Source organism: Calidifontibacter indicus (genome assembly GCF_003386865.1).
GTDB lineage: Bacteria > Actinomycetota > Actinomycetes > Actinomycetales > Dermatophilaceae > Yimella > Yimella indica.
Window position 1 is genome coordinate 1,604,112 of the sequence record NZ_QTUA01000001.1, and the last position, 22,420, is coordinate 1,626,531.

General features: G+C 69.6%; 17 protein-coding genes. 10 read left to right on the forward strand and 7 right to left on the reverse strand.

The window, feature by feature from the left end:
- Positions 1-12 precede the first annotated feature (12 nt).
- Positions 13-984, forward strand: a complete 972-nt coding sequence (locus DFJ65_RS07625; protein WP_245950092.1) for an EamA family transporter — start codon at positions 13-15, stop codon at positions 982-984.
- Between the two features lie 21 nt (positions 985-1,005).
- Here the strand turns inward: DFJ65_RS07625 and DFJ65_RS07630 are convergent, their stop codons facing one another.
- Entirely contained in the window at positions 1,006-3,237 is a 2,232-nt protein-coding gene (locus DFJ65_RS07630; protein WP_170144031.1) for a GNAT family N-acetyltransferase, read from the reverse strand.
- A gap of 295 nt (positions 3,238-3,532) precedes the next feature.
- Here DFJ65_RS07630 and secA point away from each other — a divergent pair, with 295 nt between their 5' ends.
- The gene (secA, locus tag DFJ65_RS07635) at positions 3,533-6,280 is read left to right on the forward strand and encodes a preprotein translocase subunit SecA (protein ID WP_115922512.1); all 2,748 of its coding nucleotides are present in this window, start codon (positions 3,533-3,535) and stop codon (positions 6,278-6,280) included.
- Between the two features lie 90 nt (positions 6,281-6,370).
- Here the strand turns inward: secA and DFJ65_RS07640 are convergent, their stop codons facing one another.
- Together DFJ65_RS07640 and DFJ65_RS07645 are read right to left on the reverse strand one after the other, a co-directional pair.
- The gene (locus tag DFJ65_RS07640; RefSeq protein ID WP_115922513.1) at positions 6,371-6,874 is read right to left on the reverse strand and encodes an Rv3235 family protein; all 504 of its coding nucleotides are present in this window, start codon (positions 6,872-6,874) and stop codon (positions 6,371-6,373) included.
- Positions 6,871-7,671, reverse strand: coding sequence for a LysM peptidoglycan-binding domain-containing protein (locus DFJ65_RS07645; protein WP_115922514.1), 801 nt, complete (start codon positions 7,669-7,671; stop codon positions 6,871-6,873). The genes DFJ65_RS07640 and DFJ65_RS07645 overlap by 4 nt, the downstream gene beginning before the upstream one ends.
- A gap of 86 nt (positions 7,672-7,757) precedes the next feature.
- Between DFJ65_RS07645 and DFJ65_RS07650 the strand changes: the two genes are divergently transcribed.
- Entirely contained in the window at positions 7,758-8,303 is a 546-nt protein-coding gene (locus DFJ65_RS07650) for a hypothetical protein (protein WP_115922515.1), read from the forward strand.
- Positions 8,304-8,364: 61 nt separating this feature from the next.
- Here the strand turns inward: DFJ65_RS07650 and DFJ65_RS07655 are convergent, their stop codons facing one another.
- Positions 8,365-8,574, reverse strand: coding sequence for a helix-turn-helix domain-containing protein (locus DFJ65_RS07655; protein ID WP_115924180.1), 210 nt, complete (start codon positions 8,572-8,574; stop codon positions 8,365-8,367).
- A 190-nt stretch (positions 8,575-8,764) separates the two neighbouring features.
- On the opposite strand from DFJ65_RS07655, the gene DFJ65_RS07660 reads away from it, so the two are divergent.
- From DFJ65_RS07660 to pruA, 5 genes are all read left to right on the forward strand, one after another.
- Complete coding sequence (locus tag DFJ65_RS07660; RefSeq protein ID WP_115922516.1) at positions 8,765-9,433, forward strand: SAF domain-containing protein; 669 nt, start codon at positions 8,765-8,767, stop codon at positions 9,431-9,433.
- Positions 9,433-10,773 carry a CpaE/TadZ family protein gene (locus DFJ65_RS07665; protein WP_115922517.1) on the forward strand — a complete coding sequence of 447 codons (1,341 nt, stop codon included), beginning with the start codon at positions 9,433-9,435 and terminating at the stop codon, positions 10,771-10,773. Before DFJ65_RS07660 ends, DFJ65_RS07665 begins: the two co-directional genes overlap by 1 nt.
- 85 nt (positions 10,774-10,858) lie before the next feature.
- Positions 10,859-12,268 (forward strand): WS/DGAT/MGAT family O-acyltransferase, encoded by a 1,410-nt coding sequence (locus tag DFJ65_RS07670; RefSeq protein WP_115924181.1) that lies wholly within the window; start codon positions 10,859-10,861, stop codon positions 12,266-12,268.
- 28 nt (positions 12,269-12,296) lie between these two features.
- Positions 12,297-12,740, forward strand: coding sequence for a DUF6912 family protein (locus DFJ65_RS07675; RefSeq protein ID WP_115922518.1), 444 nt, complete (start codon positions 12,297-12,299; stop codon positions 12,738-12,740).
- 97 nt (positions 12,741-12,837) lie between these two features.
- Complete coding sequence (gene pruA / locus DFJ65_RS07680) at positions 12,838-14,466, forward strand: L-glutamate gamma-semialdehyde dehydrogenase (protein ID WP_115922519.1); 1,629 nt, start codon at positions 12,838-12,840, stop codon at positions 14,464-14,466.
- A gap of 87 nt (positions 14,467-14,553) precedes the next feature.
- Here pruA and DFJ65_RS07685 read toward each other — a convergent pair whose 3' ends face one another.
- On the reverse strand, positions 14,554-15,051 hold the full coding sequence (locus DFJ65_RS07685) for a DUF2505 domain-containing protein (protein ID WP_115922520.1): 498 nt from the start codon (positions 15,049-15,051) through the stop codon (positions 14,554-14,556).
- A complete protein-coding gene (locus DFJ65_RS07690; RefSeq protein ID WP_115922521.1) occupies positions 15,051-15,566 on the reverse strand; it encodes a hypothetical protein in 516 nt (171 codons plus the stop codon). The genes DFJ65_RS07685 and DFJ65_RS07690 overlap by 1 nt, the downstream gene beginning before the upstream one ends.
- Positions 15,567-15,685: 119 nt before the next feature.
- Between DFJ65_RS07690 and DFJ65_RS07695 the strand changes: the two genes are divergently transcribed.
- The gene (locus tag DFJ65_RS07695) at positions 15,686-20,539 is read left to right on the forward strand and encodes an NAD-glutamate dehydrogenase (RefSeq protein WP_115922522.1); all 4,854 of its coding nucleotides are present in this window, start codon (positions 15,686-15,688) and stop codon (positions 20,537-20,539) included.
- Positions 20,540-20,544: 5 nt separating this feature from the next.
- The gene (locus DFJ65_RS07700) at positions 20,545-22,023 is read left to right on the forward strand and encodes a sensor histidine kinase (RefSeq protein WP_115922523.1); all 1,479 of its coding nucleotides are present in this window, start codon (positions 20,545-20,547) and stop codon (positions 22,021-22,023) included.
- 9 nt (positions 22,024-22,032) lie between these two features.
- Here DFJ65_RS07700 and DFJ65_RS07705 read toward each other — a convergent pair whose 3' ends face one another.
- The gene (locus DFJ65_RS07705) at positions 22,033-22,281 is read right to left on the reverse strand and encodes a WhiB family transcriptional regulator (RefSeq protein WP_115922524.1); all 249 of its coding nucleotides are present in this window, start codon (positions 22,279-22,281) and stop codon (positions 22,033-22,035) included.
- Between the last annotated feature and the right edge of the window lie 139 nt (positions 22,282-22,420).

Here is a 22,420-nt window from a genome sequence, read left to right on the forward strand (position 1 = left end):
GTGTCATCAGTCATGGCAGTGATGACTCATGACGAAGTGCGCGCCGAACCCTCCGTCACCGCCCGGTCGGGCCTGTGGTGGGCGCTGATCTCGGCCGCGTCCTTCGGTGGTTCGGGAAGCCTCGGCCGCGGACTCATCGAACTCGGCTGGTCGCCGGCCGCCGCCGTGCTGTTCCGGGTGCTCATCGCCGCGCTCGCCCTCACCGTGCCGACCCTGCTCGCCCTGCGCGGGCGCTGGCAGTTGCTGCGGGCCGACGCCGGACTCGTCATCGCCTACGGCCTCATTGCGGTGGCCGGCACCCAGTTCGCCTACTTCAACGCCGTCCAGACGATGCCGGTGGCGATGGCGCTGCTGGTCGAGTACGCGGCGCCGATCGCCGTGGTGCTCTTCCTGTGGCTGCGGCACGGCCAGCGTCCAAGTGTGCTCACCAGCGCCGGCGCGGTGGTGGCCATCGGCGGCCTCGTGCTGGTGCTCGACCTGGTCTCCGGAGCGAGCGTCGACGGCGCCGGCATGTTCTGGGCGCTTCTCGCGATGGCGGGAGCGGCCGTCTACTTCGTGCTGTCCGCGCACGACACCCACCTGCCGCCGATCGCACTCGCCGGCGGCGGCCTGTGGGTCGGAGCCGTCGCGATGGCGCTGGGCTGCGTCACCGGCCTTATGCCCTACAGCACCGCCACCGGCGACGTCTCGTTCACAATCGGCGACGTGCCGTGGTGGGTCGCCCTCGTCGCGCTCGGCTTGGTGACCGCGGCGCTCGCCTACGTCGCCGGCATCTTCGCCTCGCGCGCCCTGGGGTCGCGCCTGGCGTCGTTCGTCGCCCTGATCGAGGTGTTGTTCTCGTTGCTGTTCGGCATGGTGCTGCTCGGTCAACAGCCCGCCGCGGTGCAACTGCTCGGCGGCCTGCTGATCCTCGGGGGTGTGGTGCTGGTGAAGCTCGGCGAACCCGTGCCCGAACTCGAACCCGACGTGCCCGACCCCACCTGATGGTTAGGGGCGGCGCACCGCCTACTCGTGCGCGAGCCGCTCGAACCTCAGCAGGTCGACCACCCGTCCGTCGCCGAGCGCCTCGGCGAGGCGGTCGACGCCGGAACGGGTGAACCCCGCGCGCTGGGCGACCCGCACCGACGCGTCGTTCCCGTCGGCGACGTTCAGGCTGAGTCGTCGCATCCGCGCGCCCTGCGGCGACAGCGCATGGGTGGCCAGCGTGCAGACGGCGGCCGTCGCCAACCCCCGTCCCCGGGCGTCCGGGTGCATCCAGTAGCCGACCTCCGCGCCGGCGACCGTGCGGTCGATGTTCTGCAGGGTCACGCAACCGATGAAGGTGTCGTCGCTGCTCTCGGTGACGGCCCAGCGGGTGCGGTCGTCGGTCGGCGCTACCTCGCGCGCCAGCCAGGCCCGGGTTTGGTCGTAGGCGCGGCCGGTGTCGCTGTTCAGCCACAACGCGAACGCCGGATCGGTCGACGCCTCGTGCACCCGCTCGGCGTCGCTCATCCGCAACGGCCGCAGCCGCACCCCCTCGCCGCGCACCACCGGCGCGGTGGGCAATTCTGGACGGCGCTCGCGGTCGCCGGCGAACAACTCGAAGTAGGCGCCGTCGGTGATCGAGCCGTCGGCGTTCGTGTACGCCCGATGATCGGTGCCCCACATCGCGAACCCGGCCTTGAGCAGGATGCGCTGCGAGGCGATGTTGTCCAGGTCGGTCTCGGCCTGGATGCGGGTGAGTCCGAGGGTGTCGAACCCGTGGTCGAGCACCACCGGGAGCACCTCGCCGATCGTGCCGCGTCCGCGGGAGCTCTTCCAGAGCCAGTAGCCGACCTCGGCACCGGCGGTGATGCCTTCGCCGATCGCGAAATAGCCGATATTGCCGAGCACCTCGCCGCTGGCCCGGTCGGTGATGCACCAGCTGATCGACTCGCCCCGGTCGGCCCCCTGCTCGCGCCGACGCAGCGACGCCGGAAACGTTGCGGCAGTGGGAAGTTCGTTGGACATGAAGCGGCGTGCGTCGTCGTCGGTGACGTGGTGGTCCTGGGGTGCGTCGTCGGCGGTCCACTCCCGCAACACGAACCGCTCGGTCTCCAGGGTGGGCACCGCGAGCGGCTGCACGCGTTGGGCGTGGCGGTCGTCGGTGGCCAGCAGTTCGAACGACTCCGCGTCGAACCCGGTCTCGCCGCCGTACGCCAGCACCTCGCGCTCGGCGCCCCAGAACCGGAAACCTGCCCGCAGCAGGGTGCGCCGCGAGGCCCGGTTGCGGCTGTCGATGCCGGCCTCCAGCCGGCGCAGTCCCAGCCCGGCGCGGCCGCCGAGGTCGGTGCGTGGCGCGAAGGCGTGCGGGATCAGCAGGTCGAGCGCTTCCTGAGCCACCCCGCGGCCACGAGCCGACGGGTACAGCCAGTAACCGACCGACCCCGTGCCCTTGATGAAATCGATGTGCAGACGGGTGACCTGGATGTGACCGAGCACCTCGTCGGTGGCGCGATCGGCGATCGCCCAGCCGACCCAGCCGCCCTCGGCCATGCGCTCGCGACGGGTGAGCAGCCACTCGTCGAACGACTCGGGGGAGGGCTGCATGTCCGGGGCGACGGCGCGGCTCCAGGCGTCGGGTCCTTGCTCCGGACGGTCGGCCTCGGTCCACGGCCGCAGCACGACGTGTTCGCCAGTCAGCACCGCCGGCTCCCACCACGCACGACGCTCGCGGTCACGATCGCTGCGGTGCAGGTGTCCCATCCAGGTGTCGTCGACCGGCCCGATCGTGCCGCGGTGCGTGTTCGGCCAACTGCCGTCGACGGTGATGCCGATGTTCCAGGCGACCCGGCGCGAGGCGAAGTTGCCGCGGGCCGCCCGCCAGGTGAGGGTCGTCGCGTCGAGTTCGTCGAAGACGAAGTCGCGCACGAGCGCGGCGGCGCGGCTCACGGTGCCGCGGCCGCGGGCGTCCGGCACGGCGGAGTAGCCGAGCTCCCAGGTGCCCGGCTGCACCCGGCGGCAGTTGATGCCGCCGGCGTACCGTCCGTCGACCTCGATCGCCCAGTTCGGGTGCACGGGGTCGGCACTCCACTGCCGCGCGCACTGGTCGAGGAACTCCCGGGCCTGCTGGTCGCCGTACGGCACCGGCAGCGGGATCCACCGCTGCGACCGCTCGTCGCCCGCGAACTCGACGATCGCCGCAGCGTCGTCGTTGCGATATGCGCGCAAGGTGACGACACCGTCGGTCAGCAGGGGGACCTCGTCCGGATAGGGCATGGGTCCAACCAACCAAACGCGGCCACCCGCCCGCCACCGGATTCCCGAGGCAAGCCCGAGGAAGCCTCCAAGACCCCCGCAAACCGACCGCAAACGCGGCGCCTGCCGGCAGAGGCTGCGGTTGCAACAGCAGCACCTGCACGCAACCGCAGCGTTTGCGGGGGTTCGGGGGAGGGGGAGTCGGTGATCGGTGGACGAGGGGAGCCGGGAACCGCGGCGTAGGCTGGGGCGTTGGTCTCTCGGTCCCCGCGCGCCCATTACTCTTGGTGGGTCTGTCCACGAACGAGGAGCAACAGTGCCGAAGGTAGTCGAGAAGATCCTGCGGGCCGGTGAAGGCCGCACGCTGAAGAAGCTGCAGGGTCTCGCGGCGCAGGTGAACCTGCTTGAGGACGACTTCAAGGCTCTCACCGATGCCGAACTGCGCGAGGAGACCGACAAGTTCAAGCAGCGCCTGAAGGACGGCGAAACGCTGGACGATCTGTTGCCGGAGGCGTTCGCCGCAGTCCGCGAGGCCAGCGTCCGCACGATCGGTAAGCGCCACTTCGACGTGCAGCTGATGGGTGGGGCGGCGCTGCACATGGGCAACGTGGCCGAGATGCGCACCGGTGAGGGCAAGACCCTCGTCGCGACGCTGCCGAGCTACCTCAACGCGTTGGCCGGCAAGGGCGTCCACGTCATCACGACCAACGACTACCTGGCCGAGTACCAGTCGGAGCTGATGGGACGCGTCCACCGTTTCCTCGGCCTGGAGACCGGCTGCATCCTGGCGTCGATGACGCCCGAGCAGCGGCGCGCCGAGTACAACAAGGACATCACCTACGGCACCAACAACGAGTTCGGCTTCGACTACCTGCGCGACAACATGGCGTGGAGCGCGAGCGAACTGGTGCAGCGCGGCCACAACTTCGCGATCGTCGACGAGGTCGACTCCATCCTGATCGACGAGGCCCGCACCCCGCTGATCATCAGCGGTCCGGCCGACGAGGCCACCCGCTGGTACACCGAGTTCGCCAAGATCGTCGAACACCTCACCTGCGCGCCGAAGAAGGCCGGTGAGAACCAGCCGGGCGACGGCGACTACGAGATCGACGAGAAGAAGAAGTCGGTCGGCATCATGGAGTCGGGCATCGAGAAGGTCGAAGACCTCCTTGGCATCGACAACCTCTACCAGGCCGAGAACACGCCGCTGATCGGCTACCTGAACAACGCCATCAAAGCCAAGGAACTGTTCAAGAAGGACAAGGACTACGTCGTCAAGGACGGCGAGATCCTCATCGTCGACGAGCACACCGGACGTATGCTCGCCGGCCGCCGCTACAACGAGGGCATGCACCAGGCGATCGAGGCCAAGGAGGAGGTGGAGATCCAGAACGAGAACCACACCATGGCCACGATCACCCTGCAGAACTACTTCCGCATGTACGACAAGTTGTCGGGCATGACCGGTACGGCGCAGACCGAGGCCGCCGAGCTGCACCAGATCTACAAGCTGGGCGTCGTCACGATCCCCACCAACAAGCCGATGATCCGCAAGGACCAGGCCGACCTCATCTACCGCACCGAGGAGGCGAAGTTCCGCGCAGTCGTCGACGACATCGTCGACCGGCACCGCGAGGGCCAGCCGGTGCTCGTCGGCACCACCAGCGTCGTGAAGTCGGAGTACCTCTCCGAGCAGCTGCGCCGCAAGGGTGTTCCGCACGAGGTGCTCAACGCGAAGTTCCACGAGCAGGAGGCGCAGATCGTCGCCCAGGCCGGCCGTAAGGGCGCGGTCACGGTCGCGACCAACATGGCCGGTCGAGGCACCGACATCATGCTCGGCGGCAACCCCGAGCACATCGCGGTCGCCGCGCTGAAGCGCAAGGGCCTCGACCCGGAGGAGACCCCGGCCGAGTACGAAGCCGCCTGGGACGAGGCGCTCGCGAAGGCGGAGAAAGCGGTCGAGACCCAGCACAAGGAGGTGCTCGAGCTCGGCGGCCTCTACGTGCTCGGCACCGAGCGGCACGAGTCGCGCCGCATCGACAACCAGCTGCGCGGCCGCGCCGGACGTCAGGGCGACCCGGGCGAGAGCCGGTTCTACCTGTCGCTGCAGGACGACCTGATGCGACTGTTCAACGCCAACCTGGTCGACCGGTTCATGCAGACCGCGAAGATCGAGGACGAGGTGCCGATCGAGTCGAAGATGGTCAGCCGCTCGATCCAGTCGGCGCAGAGCAGCGTCGAGGCGCAGAACTTCGAGATTCGCAAGAACGTCCTGAAGTACGACGACGTGCTCAACCGGCAGCGCGAGACCATCTACAAGGAGCGTCGCCGCGTCCTCGAGGGCGAAGACCTCGCCCCGCAGGTGCGTCACTTCATCAACGACGTCGTGGATGCCTACGTCGACGGTGCCACCGCCGAGGGCTTCTCCGACGACTGGGACCTCGACGAGTTGTGGGGCGCGTTCAAAGAGCTCTACCCGATCTCGTTGACGGTCAAGGAGATCGAGGACGAGGTCGGCGGTCGCGCCGGGCTCAACGCCGACCTGCTCGCGCAGGAGATCCGCTCCGACGTCCACCACGCCTACGACCGCCGCGAGGCCGGCTGGGGCGACGACGTCGCCCGCGAGGTGGAGCGCCGGGTGATGCTGTCGGTGCTCGACCGCAAGTGGCGCGAGCACCTCTACGAGATGGACTACCTCAAGGAGGGCATCGGCCTGCGCCAGTTCGCGCAGCGCGACCCCCTGGTGGAGTACCAGCGCGAAGGCTTCCAGCTCTACACGGCGATGAACGACGCCATCAAGGAAGAGGTCGTGCGCGACCTGTTCCACGTCGAGGTCGACCCCGACGAGGTGCAGGCCTCGCTGCCGGAGCAGACCAACGAGAAGATGACGCTCACCGCCCCCGGCGAGGACGGACTCGCGCACCAACACAGTGTCGACGACGAGGGCCGCACGCTCGAGGACGAAGGCGCCAAGGCGCCGCGTGCTCAGCGTCGTGCCGACGCCCGCGCCAAGAAGAAGAGCAAGTCGAAGGCTGCGGCCAAGAAGGCCACCGCGAAGAAGTAGAAGTGCACGCACGCCGAAGGCGGTCGTCCCGGACCGGGGGCGGCCGCCTTCGCGCTGCAGAACGGCTGAGCGCGACGGGACTCGAGACCGTCAGCCGATCTGCAGGACGGTGACCAGCCAGCGTCCGTCGACCCCGGACAGTCGCATCGCGATCGCGCGCACGCGGCCGCGGTCGTGCACCACGGCGCTCACCTCGGCCACGCCGTCGGCGTTCTCGCACACGCGCACCCGCAGCACCCGGCTCGGACGGGTGGGCCTGGCGCCGCGTCGCTGGGCGACCGCGTGCGCGCGGCGCACTCGTTCGCGCAGGTCGAGCACCAGCGCCCGTTCGACCTGGGCCGGTGGGCGCAGCCCGTTCATGACGTCCATCAGCGCGAGCACGAGCCGCGTGCTCCACGCCGCCGGATCGGGCAGGTCGCTGGACCGTGCGTGTTGTGGCCCGAACTCCGGATCGTGTCCGCCGCCCTGGAAGTCGACGGCCAGCACCGATTGGGCGTCGGGGACGACGTGCAACCGTCGCCTCTCACGGCCCGGCGGCAGCAGGTTCGGCGCCGGCCGGGCGTCGACGGACAGGGACAGGGCGGCGCTGGTCATCGCGAACTCCCTTGTGTATTGGTCGAATCGGTGGAGTCGGACGTGTGCGAGGAAGTGGCCGAGGCAGCGGACGGAGCGGTGAGGATCTGGCCGGGGAGCAGGAGGTCGGGGTCGGCGCCGATGACCTGACGGTTCGCGTCGTACCAGGCGGGCAGGTCGCGGGCGATGCGGTCGGGTGACGCCTCGGGGCCGAGCGCCCGGGCCACGATCGACCAGAGCGTGTCGCCGCCGCGCACGACCACGGTCGTGTCGGCCTGTGGGGCGCCGCCCGTGCACCCGGTCAGCAGGGGGCTGCCGTCGGCGGGCGCGATGGCCTTCGGTGCGGTGGGTGTCCATCCCGGCTCCGGCGGCGTCGGGCAGCCCGGCGGCAGCGATGCGTCGGGTGTGGGTGCCGCGAAGTCGGGGGAGGGCACCGACGGCACCTGAGCCGCGCTGAGTGGCGCCGTGGCGACGGTGATCGAGCCGGGAGGAGAGGGGACGGCAGCACCCGCCGAACCCATCGTCGTCCACCCGGCGACGGCCAGCAGCACGACGGCCAGGCGACGCCCCGTGCCGGTGGGCACGCCGCCGCGTTCGATCTGGGCGCGGGCCAGGAGGGCGACGGTGCCCGCCCAGCACAGTGCAGCGCCGAGGGCGAGCAGCAGCACGGTCTGCCAGACGGCGTCGATCGAGGTCGATTCGCCGGCTCCCAGCGCCGACAGGGCGGAGCGCAGTGCGACGTAGGCGCCGACTCCGGCGCCGATGGCGAGACCGAGGGCGAGGATGCGCGCGCGGCGACGTACAGCTGTATGTGTCATGAAAAGACAGTAAACGACAACAACGAACAAAAACAGACTTCAAGGGTGATCAATTTCGAGATGGTGAGCCGGGTAGGGTCCCGGCCATGCGATGGGACGACCTGTTCGACGATCTGGAGGCACAGCTCGCCGCGGCCGAACGCGACGAGGCACTCGCTCAGGTGGCCGAGCGCACCAGGGCCGAGCGCGCGCAGGTCGGTTGGTTCGACCGGGTGGCGGCCGCCGTCGGCGAATCGGTCGACTGCATGACACCGGCCGGACCGGTGCAGGGAAGGATCGCCGACCTCGGCAAGGACTGGCTGGTCCTTGAGGAGTCTGGGCGAGGCAGCGCGATCGTGCCGGCCTCGGCCGTCGTCAGCATCGGCGGACTCGGCAGGCGCAGTGACAAGGCGACGACTCCGGCGCGACGGTTCGGTCTGGGCGTCGCCCTGCGCGCGGTCTCGCGCGACCGGTCACCGGTGGCGGTGCACGACGTCGCGGGCGGGCTCTGGGCCGGCACGATCGACTTCGTCGGCAGTGATCACCTCGAGGTGGTGCTGCACCCGGCCGATGCGCTGCCGCGGGGCGCAGCGGTCACCGGACGCCGTGTCGTGCCGTGGTCGTCGATCGCGATCGTGAGACGAATCGGTTAGCGCGACAACGCAATACGACGACGAGACGCCTCGGATTGCGCGGACGTCGTCGCTCGCAGACTCACTCGGTGAGCGTGCCCGACTCCACCTTCGATCGGGTGTCGGCGTAGGCCCGCTGGATGTAGGCCTCCAACTCCTCGGCTTCGATCCGCCACGACTTACCGACCTTGATCGCCGGCAGATCGCCGGAGCTGATGAGGCCGTAGACGGCGCGCGCCGAGATGTTCAACGTCTCGGCGACGTCGGCGATCTGCAGGAAACGTGCGGGCACCGGTGGTCCTTCCTCGGGGCGGTTCGTCGCGATGTGTCGCAGTCTGTCGGCTGCGGCACGGCGGTGTGGCTCCATTGTCGCCCATCGCGGGCTTGAACAAGTTTTTACCTGTGGAAAGCGCATCCGGCGCGGTCGGCGCAGCAAGATGACCCGGACGCGCAACACGGCGCGAAGCCAGGGGAGAAGCACCATGGGGGAGACCCGAACCGCCGACGCGCGCACCGCACAGCGGCTGCAGAAACCGTCCTGGAAGGACGGTCGATTGATCGCCGGCGTGCTGCTGGTGGTCGTCGCGATGCTGCTCGGGGCGATGACCCTCAAGCACTTCGATTCCTCGGTGCAGGTGCTGCGCGCCAAGCACACTTTGCTGCCCGGCGACACCGTGTCGGCTGCCGACGTCGAGGTGGTCAAGGTGCGCCTCGACGGTGGTCGCAAGGGCTACTTCGGCCCTCCCGGGAAGCCCGGCGGCACCGTGCTGCGTGAGGTGCGAGCCGGTGAGCTGGTGCCGACCAGCGCCGTCGGTTCGGCTGCCGAGGTGAAGGCCAAGAGCATCGGCGTGCCGGTCAGCGGGTCGCAGGCCGCGGCGCTCGTGCGTGGATCGGTGGTCGACGTCTGGGTGGCGCGCCGCACGCCCGGCGCAACCGGCACCAACGACTTCCAGCAACCGACGCGTGAGGTGCAGCGGGCCACCGTCCACCGGGTGCCCTCGGCGGGATCGGGGCTGGGTGTCTCCACCGGCGGCGACCAGGTCTACGTGCTCGTGCCCGACGTCAAGGTGGCGACGTTGATCGAGTCGGTCAACGGGGGAGCGAAGGTGACTCTTGTGCCGGCGGCCGGGTCGCCGATGAAGAGCAACTGATGAGTCCCGGTGTCATCACCGTCATCACCGGTGTCACGGCACGCGCCGAGGCCGACCTCGCCACCGTGCTCGGCTCGGCGGCCGGACTCGACCTCGTGCGCCGGTGCGCCGATCTCGCGGAGGTCGTGTCGGTCGCGGCGGCGGGACGCGCGCAGGTCGCGCTGATCTCGGTCGATCTGCCCGGACTCGACCGGTCGGTGCTGAGCGATCTCGCCGGCTACGGGGTGCGGGTGGTCGGCGTGCACGTCGACGAGACCGACGAGCGCACCTTGCGCGAATGGGGTGTGCCCTGGCTGGTGCCCGAACACGCCGACGAAGCCGAGGTGCTCGACCGGGTGCGGGCCGCCGCCGCTTCCGAGATCGCGGTGCCGACGCGCAAGCCGGGCGACCCGCTCTCAGCCGAGACGGTCGGGGTGACCGACAACGGCGGCGACAGATCAGCGGCGTCCGACCAACCGGCCGCAGCGGACGAGTCCGACCCGAACGACCGCGACGAACCGGGCAAGGTGATCGTCGTCTGGGGCACCGGCGGCGCGCCGGGCCGATCGGTGCTGGCCGCCGGGCTCGCCGCCGAACTCGCAGCCGCCGGCGAGGCGACACTGCTGGTCGATGCCGACACCTACGGCGCCTGCCAGGCGCAGATGTTCGGCATCCTCGACGAGGCGCCGGGCATCGCCGCCGCCGCCCGACTGGCCGAGGCCGGACGGCTCGACACCGTCTCGCTCGGCGGGGTGGCGCCCCTCATCAGCGACCGCCTGCGGGTTTTGACCGGACTGCCCCGCGCCGATCGGTGGCCCGAGATCCGCAGCGCAGCGCTCGAGCGGGTGGTCGAGGTGGCCCGGTCGATGCACCGCTGGACGATCATCGACGTAGCGGCGCCCACCGACCTCGACGAGGAGCTCAGCTACGACACGCTGGCCCCGCAACGCAACATGGCCACCCGGGCCGTGCTCGAAGCCGCCGACGAGGTGATCGTGGTCGCGTCCGGTGATCCGATCGGGCTCGGACGCCTGGTGCAAGCCCTCGACCAGCTCACCGACTTCGGACCGGCGACGCGCACCGTCGTGGTCAACAAGGTGCGCGCCTCGGCGGCCGGGCGTCACCCGGAGGACCAGATCACCGAGGCACTCCACCGGTTCAGCGGCGTCACCCCGGTGCTGCTGCCCGACGACCGGGACGCACTCGACGCCGCCCTGCTGGCCGGGCGCACAGTGACCGAGGTGTCGCCGTCCGCACCTCTGTCGCAGGCGATCCGCGACCTCGCGAACCAGCGCCTCGGACTGCCGAGCACCGGACGGTCGGGGTCACGCCGGCGGGGAATCCTGCGCCGCACTGGTTGAAACCGGCTGAAACCCGCTACTACCGGCTGGATTCGTGACGGGCATCCGGGTGCCCACCGGGTCGTGGAATGAGAACATGGGCGCCGTGGCCGACCGACTGAGTTCCCTCGACGCATCCTTCCTGTACCTGGAGGACAACACCACGCCCATGCATGTGGGGTCGGTGATGACCTTCAAACCGCCCCAGGAGGGTTTCGAGTACGACAACGTGCTCGACCTGGTCAGCAACCGCATCGCGTTCGTGCCGCGCTACCGGCAGAAGGTGCGGTTCACGCCCGGGCGCATCAGCAACCCGGTCTGGGTCGACGACCGCGACTTCGACATCACCTATCACGTGCGCCGGTCGGCGCTGCCGAAGCCGGGCACCACCGCGCAACTGGAGGAGTTCGTCGGACGCATCCAGTCGCGGGCGCTCGACCGGAGCAGGCCGCTGTGGGAGCTGTACCTGGTGGAGGGGTTGCAGGGCGGCAGGTTCGCGATCGTCACCAAGACCCATCAGGCGCTGGTCGACGGCGTCAACGCGATCGACATCGGTCAGGTCATCGTCGACCCCGAGGCCAGCCGTGAGGACCAGATCCCGCAGACGTGGCGTCCGCGCGCCGAACCCAGTTCGGTCGAGCTGCTCGCCGACAGCGTCTGGTCGGCGGTGCGCCGCCCGGGCCGTGCGTTGTCCGAGGGTGTGAGCGCGATCAGCAATGTGCACACCCTCGGTCGACGGGTGATGGGCACGGCCACCGACGTGCTCGGCGCGATCGCCCGCACCGCCACCAGCCCGGCGCCGTCCAGCCCGCTCAACACCTCGGGCGGCGGCTACCGCCGCTTCGTGATGCTGGAGTCGAAGTTGGCCGACTACCAGAAGGTGCGCTCCAGGGTCACGACCCCGACGGCGAACGAGCACATCACCGTGCACGACGTCGTGCTCGCGGCGGTCGCCGGCGGTCTGCGCGCCTGGCTGATGGCCCGCGGTCAGGCCGTCGACAGCGGCGCCACCGTGCGCGCGATGGTGCCGGTCAGCACCCACTCGATCGACGACGAGTCCGAAGCCGACCAGGTGACCGCGTGTTTCGTCGACCTGCCGGTCGGCGAACCCAATGCTCGGATGCGCCTGCACCAGGTCGCGTACGCGATGCAGCAGCAGGTCGACTCCCGCACCGCCGTCGGCGCACGTTCGCTGTCGGCGCTGTCCGGTTTCGCCCCGCCGACGCTGCACTCGCTCGGTGCCCGGCTCGGCAGCGCCATGTCGCGCCGCATGTTCAACCTCGTGATCACCAACGTGCCCGGCCCCCAGCACAAGATGTACGCCGCCGACGCCGAGATGGTCGGCTCGTGCCCGGTCATCCCGCTCGGCAAGGGGCAGGCGCTTGCGATCGGGTTGACGTCGTACAACGGCAAGGTGTTCGTGGGGCTCACCGCCGACCGCGACACGATGCCCGACGTCGAGATGCTCGGCCAGTGCATCGAGGAAGCGTTGTCCGAGCTCATGATCGAGAGCTGAGAATGCCGAGGGATCGAGGAATGCTGCGATGACGACCATGCGACGGGTGTACCTGCCCCTGACCGAACAGCAGTTGACTGGGCTGCGGGAGACCCGCGAACTCGCCGACCGCACGTCGCCCGGCTTCGCCGTCACCGACGCGGTGCGGGCCGAGCAGGCGGGCACGGACGACGACGAGCTGTACGAGTTCGCGGTGACCCAGGCGGCTGCCCGCGCCGCCCTGCAGGCCGACGGTGTGGTCGTTGCCGCGGCCGACATAGCGTCCGCGTCCTCGGGGGTCGCCGAGGAAACCGGCGACGGCGCCGTGTCGGGTGCTGTTCGAGTGTCAGGACCGTTGCCGCTCAAGCGATTTGCGAGCTTCCACCTCATCGACCGCGGTGCCGCCGAGGACGACCCGGAGGCCGAGGTCGAGCTGTCCTGGTTCGATGCCACCGAGCTCGACCTACTGCTCGACGTCATCGGCAACAGCTGACCGCCACGCCTGCACGACCGTCTGAGACGATGGCCCGTCCCGTTCGCGTCGGCCAGCCGAACGAATTCAACCCACAGCGACGAAGGAGCCACCCTTGATGGACGCCGTCACCAACCCGCCGGCACCGGTCAACGAGCCGGTGCTCGACTACGCCCCCGGCAGCCCCGAGCGCGCCTGTTTGGAGGTGGCCCTGGCTCAGATCGGTTCGGAGCAGGTCGAGCTGCCGCACACCATCGGTGGCAAGCGGGTGATGGGCGGTGGCCGCGCGGTCGCGGTGCGTCAGCCGCACGCGCACAAGAAGGTGCTCGGCACCTTGAAGAACGCCACCGTCGAGGACGCACAGGCCGCCGTGCAGGCGGCCAAGGACGCCGCTCCGGGCTGGCGTGAACTCAGCTTCGACGACCGCGCCGCGATCCTGCTGAAGGCCGCCGACCTGCTGTCCGGTCCGTACCGCGCCCGGATGAACGCCGCGACGATGCTCGGACAGTCGAAGACCTGCTACCAGGCCGAGATCGACTCCGCCTGCGAGCTGATCGACTTCTGGCGGTTCAACGTGCACTTCGCCCGCCAGATCATGCAGGAGCAGCCGGGCGCGAACGCCAAGGGTGTCTGGAACCGCACCGACCACCGTCCGCTCGAGGGATTCGTCTACGCGATCACGCCGTTCAACTTCACCGCGATCGCCGGCAACCTGCCGACCGCCCCGGCGCTGATGGGCAACACCGTCGTGTGGAAGCCGAGCCCCACCCAGAACCGCGCCGCGCAGATCACCATGGAACTGCTCGAAGCCGCCGGAATGCCCCCGGGCGTCATCAACCTCGTCACCGGTGACGGTCTGAACGTGTCCAAGGTGGCCCTCGCCGACCGCGACCTGGCCGGCATCCACTTCACCGGTTCGACCCCGACCTTCCAGCACCTGTGGAGCGGGGTCGGCGCCAACCTGTCCAACTACCGCACCTACCCGCGACTGGTCGGCGAGACCGGCGGCAAGGACTTCATCCTGGCCCACCCGTCGGCCGACCCCGACGTGCTGCGCACCGCGATGATCCGCGGCGCGTTCGAGTTCCAGGGTCAGAAGTGCTCGGCCGCCAGTCGCGCCTACGTGCCGGCCAGCCTGTGGAAGAAGATCAAGGGCGACCTCGTGTCGTTGACCGAGGGCATCACCCAGGGCGACGTCACCGACTTCTCCAACTTCATGGGTGCCGTCATCGACGACCGTGCGTTTGCCAAGCACAAGGACGCCATCGACATGGCGCACTCGCACAAGGACATCACGGTGCTCGCCGGCGGCACCTACGACGACTCGGTCGGCTACTTCGTCCGCCCGACCGTGCTCGAGGTCGGCGACCCCGAGCACCTGGTGTTCTCGACCGAGTACTTCGGCCCGATCCTCGCGGTGCACGTCTTCCCCGACCGGCAGTACGACAAGGTGCTCGACCAGATGGAGTCGGTCGCTCCGTACGCGCTGACCGGTTCTATCATCGCCACCGACCGCCGCGCGATCGCCGACGCCACCAAGCGTCTGCGCTTCGCGGCCGGCAACTTCTACATCAACGACAAGCCGACCGGTGCCGTCGTGGGTCAGCAGCCCTTCGGTGGCGGACGCGCGTCAGGCACCAACGACAAGGCCGGCTCCGCCGCCAACCTGATGCGGTGGACCAGCCAGCGCTCCATCAAGGAAACGTTCGTGCCGCCCACCGACTACCGCTACCTACACCAGGGCTGAGCGACAACGGCTTTCCAATGACGAAGGGGCGACGCCGATGGCGTCGCCCCTTCGTCATGTCTTGCGCACATCCGCGCCCATTCGGACTCAGCGTTCGGCGAGGTACTCCCGACCGATCCGCTCCTCCTGCTCGAGGGCGTGGAAGAAGGACGGGGCCGCAGCCTTCTCGATCTTGCCGCCGATGATCGGGATGCCCCCGCGCAGGTCGCCGTTCACCGCGACCGTCGACTCGGCGTCGCCGTCGGCGCTGAGGGTGACGGTGCCCTTCATCGACGCGGGCGTGCCACGGACGTCGACGACCAGGTCGGCGACGCGCGCGCCGTCGGCGCCGGCCGCGCCCCAGGTCTGCGTCTCGACCACGGTGATCGTGCGGCCGACCATCGCGCGGATGTTCTCGGGGAAGGCGTCGGTGGGCAGCACCCGTTCGACGGTGATGACGTGTCCGTCGGCGCGCTCGGCGATGTCGATGCTGCCGCCGTCGGTACTCGTGGCGTCGGTCTTGCGCTGCTGGAACGCCTCGTCGCAGATCATCGCGTAGACGTCGGTGGCGGGGGCGGGGTAGGTCCAGGATCGGTCGATCTTCATCAGCGCAGCGTAGCGATCACCTTGCGGTACAGGGATCGTTCGGCGACGCTGAGCCGGGCGGTGCTCTGCCCGTCGTCGCTCTCGGACGCCGCGAACTCACGCACCTGGTCGACATGCTCGCCGAGCAGGTCGCCCAGCACCCGCACCACGTCGCTGAGTTCCTGGCCGGTGCGCCGCGCGGCGTCATCGGCAACGGTCTGCACGACGCGCTGGATCGACGCGGCGCACCGCCGGAATTCCTGTGCCGCTGTGGACAGTTCGGCGGTGTCGACGCGGCTGCGCGGTCGGAAGGAGCCGGCCGCGGCGAGGCCGTCGGCGAGATGCAGTTCGACGCTCGGCCCACCGACCAGCCAGTCGTGCCATCCGAGCAGCGCCTCGGCGATCTGCTCCACCGCGCCCGTCACTGCGTCGGTGACCGTGTCGGTGGCCGTCTCGACCCGCACCGACAACAGCGCTGGAACCGTCGCCGCGAGTCGGCGCAGGTCGTCGTCCCGGGCGAGGTTGGCGGAGGGCATGCGGACGAGGCTAACCCCACCGCCCTGTCCGTGGCGCAGTTCACAGGAGCGATATGGTCGGCAGCGGTGCACAACGACGTGCGCCGACACGCGACTCACCCACGAGGTTCGTACGCCCAATGGCACTTCAAACGTCCGGCGACCCCCGATCAGACGTCCTGCGAGACAGCGCTTTCCGCGAGTGTGCCGAAGGGGGGTGCACCGACGGACTCATCGAGCGTTACTTCCGGCACGTCGCCGACGAAGACCTCGCCTCGCTGGGCGGACAAACCCTGCACGGCCTGCTGCACGCCCACAAGCAACTCGCCGCCCAGCGCCCGCCGGGTCGGGCCAATGTGCACGTGCTCCACCCGAGCTTGGAGACCGACGGCTGGAACTCCCCGTACGCGGTCCTGCAGATCGTCACCGACGACATGCCTTTCCTGGTCGACTCCGTCACCGCCGCGCTCGCCCAACTCGAGCGCCGGGTGCACCTCGTCATCCACCCCCAGTTGTGGGTCGAGCGTGACGCCACCGGTGAGTTGCTGCAGATCCTCGACACCGACGAGCAGCCCGCGCAGCACGACGGCCCGGCCGCCGTCGCCGAGTCGTGGATGCACCTGCAGATCGACCTCGCGGCCGACGACGCCGCCGACGCCGCCATGATCGAACGCGTGCGCGGCGTGCTCGACGACGTGCGCGACTCGGTGACCGACTGGGAGCGCATGCGCGCGCAGTGCGAGGCCCGCATCCACGACCTGGAGACCAACCCGCCGGCACCGGTGGCCAAGGACATCATCGAGCGCACCCAGGGCTTCCTGCGCTGGCTCGCCGACGAACACTTCACCTTCCTCGGCTACCGCGAGTACGACCTCGAAGAGGTCGAGGGCGAGTACGTGCTGCGCGGCGTGGCCGGCAGCGGCCTGGGCCTGCTGCGTTACGACGCACCCGCCTCGGAGGCCTTCTCCCGGCTCACCCCGCACGCCCGGCGCACCGCCCGCCAGCCGCACCTGCTGACGATCACGAAGGCGAACTCGCGCTCGACCGTGCACCGTCCCTCCTACCTCGACTACATCGGCCTGCGCCGATTCGACGAGCAGGGCAACGTCAACGGTGAATACCGCCTGCTCGGCCTGTTCTCCTCCAGCGCCTACGTGGAGTCGGTGCGCCGCGTGCCGGTGCTGCGCGAGCGGGTCGCGGCGGTGGTGCAGGCCTCGGGTCACGCGCCCGACAGTCACTCCGGCAAAGACCTCATGCAGGTGCTGGAGACCTACCCGCGCGACGAGCTGTTCCAGGTGCGCACCGAGGAACTGAAGTCGATCGCCGCCCAGGTGATGCGGGTGCAGGAGCGCCGCACGCCCTACGTGCTGCGTCGCGACGACGAGTTCAGCCGGTTCACCAGCGTGATGGTCTACATCCCGCGCGATCGCTACAACACCCGGGTGCGCCTGGCGATGGCGAACATCCTGCAGCGCACCTTCGACGCCCGCTCGATCGACTACACGACGAGCGTCACCGACGCCGAACTCGCCCGCATCCACTTCGTGGTGCGTGTCGATCCGCGCACCGGTGTGCCCGACGTCGACGACGCCAAGCTGCGCGACGACCTGCTGCGCTCGACGCAGACCTGGTCGGAGCAGCTCGGGATGCACTCGCTCGACGAAGACGGCGAGAACGCCGCAGCGCGCGTGATGTCGTTGTACGCCAACGCCTTTCCCGAGGCCTACAAGGAAGACTTCGGTCCGCGTCAGGGTGTCGCCGACCTGCGCCACATCGAGGCGCTCAGCGATGCCGACGACACCCGGCTGACGCTCTACCGCGAACCGAACGCCGACCCGCACGACCGCCGGTTCAAGCTGTTCCGGCGTTCGTCGGTGCTGCTGTCGGACATCATGCCGATCTTCACCGACCTCGGCGTGCGGGTGACCGACGAGCGGCCCTACTCGATGAACCGCGCTGACGGCGAACTCATCCACATCTACGACTTCGGTCTGCGCGCCGACGACGCCTCCGTGTGGGGCACCGACGCCGAACTCGGTCAGGTGCGCGAGCGATTCCAGGACGCGTTCGCGGCGGCCTGGAACGGGCGCAGCGAGTCGGACGGTCTCAACGCGCTCGTGCTCGGTGCCGGGCTCACCGCCCGGCAGGTCACCGTGCTGCGCGCCGTGGCCCGCTACATGCGCCAGGTCGGTCTGTCGTTCAGCCAGACCTACGTCGAGCACGCCCTCGTCACCAACGTCGAGCTCACCCGTGAACTCGTCGCGCTGTTCGAGGCGCGGTTCGACCCGTCCCTCGAGGACGACCGGCAGGCCGCGCAGGACGCGATCGTCGAGCGCATCGACGCCGGTCTGAAGGAGGTCGCCAGCCTCGACGAGGACCGCATCGTGCGGGCCTTCCGCGGCGCCATCCTCGCGGTGCTGCGCACCAACGCCTACCAGGACGGCGGCAACCGTCCGGTGATCAGCTTCAAGATCAACTGCTCCGCCGTGCCGGGCATGCCGCACCCGCGGCCGAAGTTCGAGATCTGGGTCTACAGCCCCCGGGTCGAGGGCGTGCACCTGCGGTTCGGCAAGGTCGCCCGCGGCGGTCTGCGCTGGAGCGACCGACGCGAGGACTTCCGCACCGAGGTGCTCGGCCTGGTCAAGGCGCAGATGGTCAAGAACGCCGTCATCGTGCCGACCGGTTCGAAGGGCGGCTTCTACGCCAAGCAGTTGCCGAGCCCGAGCGACCGCGACGCGTGGATGGCCGAGGGGATAGAGGCGTACAAGCTGTTCATCGGGGGCCTGCTCGACCTCACCGACAACCTCGTCGACGGCGAGGTCGTGCCGCCCACCGATGTGGTGCGCCACGACGAGGACGACACCTACCTGGTGGTCGCGGCCGACAAGGGCACCGCGTCGTTCTCCGACATCGCCAACGGTGTCGCCCAGGAGCGCGGCTTCTGGCTCGACGACGCGTTCGCCTCCGGTGGCTCGGCCGGCTACGACCACAAGGGCATGGGCATCACCGCCCGCGGCGCCTGGGAATCGGTCAAGCGTCACTTCCGCGAGATGGGCCACGACACCCAGACGGAGGACTTCACGGTCGTCGGTGTCGGCGACATGAGCGGCGACGTGTTCGGCAACGGCATGCTGCTGTCCGAACACATCCGACTGGTGGCCGCGTTCGACCACCGGCACATCTTCCTCGACCCCACGCCCGACGCTGCCTCGTCCTTCGTCGAGCGGCGCCGGCTCTTCGACCTGCCGCGCTCGTCGTGGGCGGACTACGACAAGTCGCTCATCAGCGTCGGGGGAGGGGTCTACCCGCGCTCGGCCAAGTCGATCCCGATCAGCGACGAGGTGCGCAAGGCGCTCGGCATCAAGGCCGGGGTCAGCGAGCTCACGCCGTCCGAGCTGATGCACGCGATCCTGCTCGCGCCCGTCGACCTGTTCTGGAACGGCGGAATCGGCACCTACATCAAGGCCGCGTCCGAGTCGAACGCCCGCATCGGCGACCGCGCCAACGACGAGATCCGTGTCGACGGCGGGCAGTTGCGGGTCAAGGTGATCGGCGAGGGCGGCAACCTCGGTGCCAGCCAGCTCGGCCGCATCGAGGCCGCGCAGCGCGGGGTGCGGGTCAACACCGACGCGATCGACAACTCCGCCGGCGTCGACACCTCCGACCACGAGGTCAACATCAAGATCCTGCTGACCGATCTGATGAAGCGCGGACGGTTCGACCTCGACGAACGCAACGAGGTGCTCGCCTCGATGACCGACGAGGTCGCCCAGCAGGTGCTGCGGGACAACTACGAGCAGAACACCCTGCTCGGCAACGCCCGCGCGCAGACCGGGGTGATGGCCACCGTCCACCAGCGCCTCATCAAGTGGTTGGAGGGACGCAAGGAGCTCGACCGCGGGATCGAGTTCCTGCCGAGCGACTCCGAGCTCGACGCCCGCATCCACGCCGACACAGGTCTCACTTCGCCGGAGCTCAGCGTGCTGGTCGCCTACGCCAAGCTCGCGCTGAAGAACGACCTCACCAGTGGTGACCTCACCCAGGACCCGTGGCTCTCGCGCTCGCTGGCCGACTACTTCCCGACCCGGGTGCGCGAGACCTTCGCCGCCGAACTCGAGCAGCACCCGCTGCGTCGCGAGATCATCGTCAACTCGGTCGTGAACTCGATGATCAACCGGGGCGGCATCACGTTCGCCTTCCGGGTGATGGAGGAGACCTCGGCGTCGGCGGAGCAGATCGCCCGCGCCTACGTGATCGCGCGCGAGACCTTCGACCTCGCCGGGTTCGTGGCCGAGGTGGAGGCGCTCGACAACGTCGTGTCGACCGACGCCCAGACCAAGCTGTACCTGGAGTTCCGTCGACTGCTCGACCGGGTCGTGCGGTGGCTGATCCACAACCGTCCGGCGGGTCTCGACGTCACCACCGAGATCGAACGGTTCCGGCCCAACGTGCAGGCGCTCGCCGAGACGGTGCCCGGGCTGCTGCGCGGCTCGGAGCACAAGCGGTGGGAGACCAACCGCGACAAGCTGGTCGAGCTCGGTGTGCCCGAGGCGCTCGCCGGTCGGTGCGCGGGCCTGCTCGACGTGTTCTCGCTGCTCGACATCACCGAGCTCGCGCTCGCCCAGGACACCGACCCGGCGACGGTCGCCGCGACCTACTTCGCGGTGTCCGAGCGCCTCGGCATCGACACGATGCTGGGCGCGGTGTCGGCGCTGCCCCGCGACGACCGGTGGGACTCCCTGGCCCGTGGCTCCATCCGCGACGACCTGTACGTCGTGTTGGAGACCTTCACCGCGGCGGTGCTGGCCGGCACGTCCGCCGACGCCGAACCGGTCGCCCGGGTCGCCGCCTGGCTGAAGCAGAACCCCGACTCCGTCGGTCGCGCGCTGACGTCCCTGGACGCCATCCGCTCACTGCCGCACCCGGGCCTCGCCCCGCTGTCGGTGGCGCTGCGGACCCTGCGTGGTGCCATCCGTTCGGGGAGTGCAAGCTAGGCCGCATGCCCACGATGAGTGATGTGCTCACCAAGCACGAGGTGAGCGCGGCCGATTCCGACTGGTTGCATCGGCTGGTCGGTGACTGGCAGTTGCTGTCGGATCTGTCGTTCGCCGACCTGGTGCTGTGGGTGCGGTCGGAGCGGGGCGACTGGTTCGCGGCGGCGCATGCTCGGCCGACGACCGGCGTGGGCGTCTTCACCGAGGACCTCGTCGGCGAGCCGGTGGCACCGGCGCGGTCGCGGATGGTGCGGTCGGCGTACGAGCGGCACGAGATCGTGCGGGCCGGGCAGACGGTGTGGCGCGATGACATGCCGATCCGTGAGGAGGCCATCCCGGTGGTGCGGGAGGGGTCGGTGACGGCGGTGCTCACCCGGCACACCAACCTCGCGTCGATGCGCACGCCGAGTCGGCTGGAGGTCACCTACCTGGCCACCGCGGATGCGCTGGCACGGATGATCGCGGCCGGCGCGTTCCCGCAGGAGGAGCCGGAGGCGGAGTTGCGCCGGGGCACGCCGCGGGTGGGTGACGGGGTGCTCCGGCTCAACTCGGACGGCGTCGTCACCTACGCGAGTCCGAACGCGGTCTCGGCGGTGCACCGTCTGGGTTACGACGGTGACGTCATCGGGATCAAACTGGCGCGCGCGGTCGGCGACCTGCTGCCGGCCCGCTCACCTGCCGACGAAGACCTGAGCCAGGTGCTGCGCGGACGCGTCGCCGATCGTGGCGAGGTGCAGACCCGCTCGGCTGCGGTGATGGTGCGCTCGATCCCGCTGCGGGAGGGGGAGCGGAGGGTCGGTGCGGTGCTGCTGGTGCGTGACGTCGGTGAACTGCGCCGCCGGGAGCGGGAGCTGGCGACCAAGGACGTCACGATCCGCGAGATCCACCACCGGGTGAAGAACAACCTGCAGACCGTGGCGGCGATGTTGCGTCTGCAGGCCCGCCGGGTCGACGACCCGAAGGGCCGCGCCGCGCTGGACGACGCCGTCCGCCGGGTGGCGACGATCGCGTCGGTGCACGAGACGCTCTCCTCGCGCCTCGACGATCACCTCGACTTCGACGAGGTCGCCGAGCGGGGCATCCAGGCGGCGCTCGACCTGGGCAACAGGTCGGGGGTGCGGGTGTCGGGGTCGCTCGAGGGCACCTTCGGCACTTTGTGTTCGGAGGACGCGACCGCGATCGCGATGGTGCTCGCCGAACTGGTGCAGAACGCCGTCGAGCACGGGTTGGCCGATCGGGACGGCACGGTGTCGGTGCGGGTGCAGCGGCATGCCCGTCCGGATGCCGATGTGGTGGAGGTCGAGGTCGTCGACGACGGTGCCGGTCTGCCGCCGGGCTTCGACCCGAGCGCCGGGGGACTGGGCGTGCAGATCGTCCGGTCGTTGGTCAGTGATCTCGGCGGCGAGATCGAATGGGTGCCCACACGCAAAGGCACCGCCGTGAAATTCACGGCGGTGCTGCGGGAGATTCCTGCGAAGCGGTGACTCCGGGGATCAGCCGGCGCGGCGGGCGCGGGCGTTGCGACGCTTCATCGCGCGGCGCTCGTCCTCCGACAAGCCACCCCAGACACCGGCGTCCTGACCGGACTCGATGGCCCACTTCAGGCAGGTGTCGATGACCTCACAGCGACGACAGACGGCCTTGGCGTCCTCGATCTGCTGCAAGGCGGGCCCGGTGTTGCCGATCGGGAAGAAAAGCTCCGGGTCTTCTTCCAGGCAAGCAGCGCGGTCGCGCCAATCCATAGTCGTCCTGCTCCTCGTTGAGTGTGCGTCTGTGGCCCCGGTGCCGGGGTTGGTTTCGTGCATCGTGTGCGTTCGGTCGGCCTGGGGCACCCGTTGTCGGTCGATCCGGAATCGGCAGCTACGCTTGTTGCCGAGCGTG

What these genes read in the sequence shown, in the direction of transcription:
- DFJ65_RS07640 (WP_115922513.1), bottom strand. Translation starts at nt 6,874, where the DNA reads ATGACCAGCGCCGCCCTGTCCCTGTCCGTCGACGCCCGGCCGGCGCCG.
- DFJ65_RS07630 (WP_170144031.1), bottom strand. Translation starts at nt 3,237, where the DNA reads ATGCCCTATCCGGACGAGGTCCCCCTGCTGACCGACGGTGTCGTCACC.
- DFJ65_RS07665 (WP_115922517.1), top strand. Translation starts at nt 9,433, where the DNA reads ATGAGTCCCGGTGTCATCACCGTCATCACCGGTGTCACGGCACGCGCC.
- DFJ65_RS07660 (WP_115922516.1), top strand. Translation starts at nt 8,765, where the DNA reads ATGGGGGAGACCCGAACCGCCGACGCGCGCACCGCACAGCGGCTGCAG.
- pruA (WP_115922519.1), top strand. Translation starts at nt 12,838, where the DNA reads ATGGACGCCGTCACCAACCCGCCGGCACCGGTCAACGAGCCGGTGCTC.
- DFJ65_RS07705 (WP_115922524.1), bottom strand. Translation starts at nt 22,281, where the DNA reads ATGGATTGGCGCGACCGCGCTGCTTGCCTGGAAGAAGACCCGGAGCTT.
- DFJ65_RS07625 (WP_245950092.1), top strand. Translation starts at nt 13, where the DNA reads ATGGCAGTGATGACTCATGACGAAGTGCGCGCCGAACCCTCCGTCACC.
- DFJ65_RS07685 (WP_115922520.1), bottom strand. Translation starts at nt 15,051, where the DNA reads ATGAAGATCGACCGATCCTGGACCTACCCCGCCCCCGCCACCGACGTC.
- DFJ65_RS07650 (WP_115922515.1), top strand. Translation starts at nt 7,758, where the DNA reads ATGCGATGGGACGACCTGTTCGACGATCTGGAGGCACAGCTCGCCGCG.
- DFJ65_RS07675 (WP_115922518.1), top strand. Translation starts at nt 12,297, where the DNA reads ATGACGACCATGCGACGGGTGTACCTGCCCCTGACCGAACAGCAGTTG.
- DFJ65_RS07695 (WP_115922522.1), top strand. Translation starts at nt 15,686, where the DNA reads ATGGCACTTCAAACGTCCGGCGACCCCCGATCAGACGTCCTGCGAGAC.
- DFJ65_RS07700 (WP_115922523.1), top strand. Translation starts at nt 20,545, where the DNA reads ATGCCCACGATGAGTGATGTGCTCACCAAGCACGAGGTGAGCGCGGCC.
- DFJ65_RS07645 (WP_115922514.1), bottom strand. Translation starts at nt 7,671, where the DNA reads ATGACACATACAGCTGTACGTCGCCGCGCGCGCATCCTCGCCCTCGGT.
- DFJ65_RS07690 (WP_115922521.1), bottom strand. Translation starts at nt 15,566, where the DNA reads ATGCCCTCCGCCAACCTCGCCCGGGACGACGACCTGCGCCGACTCGCG.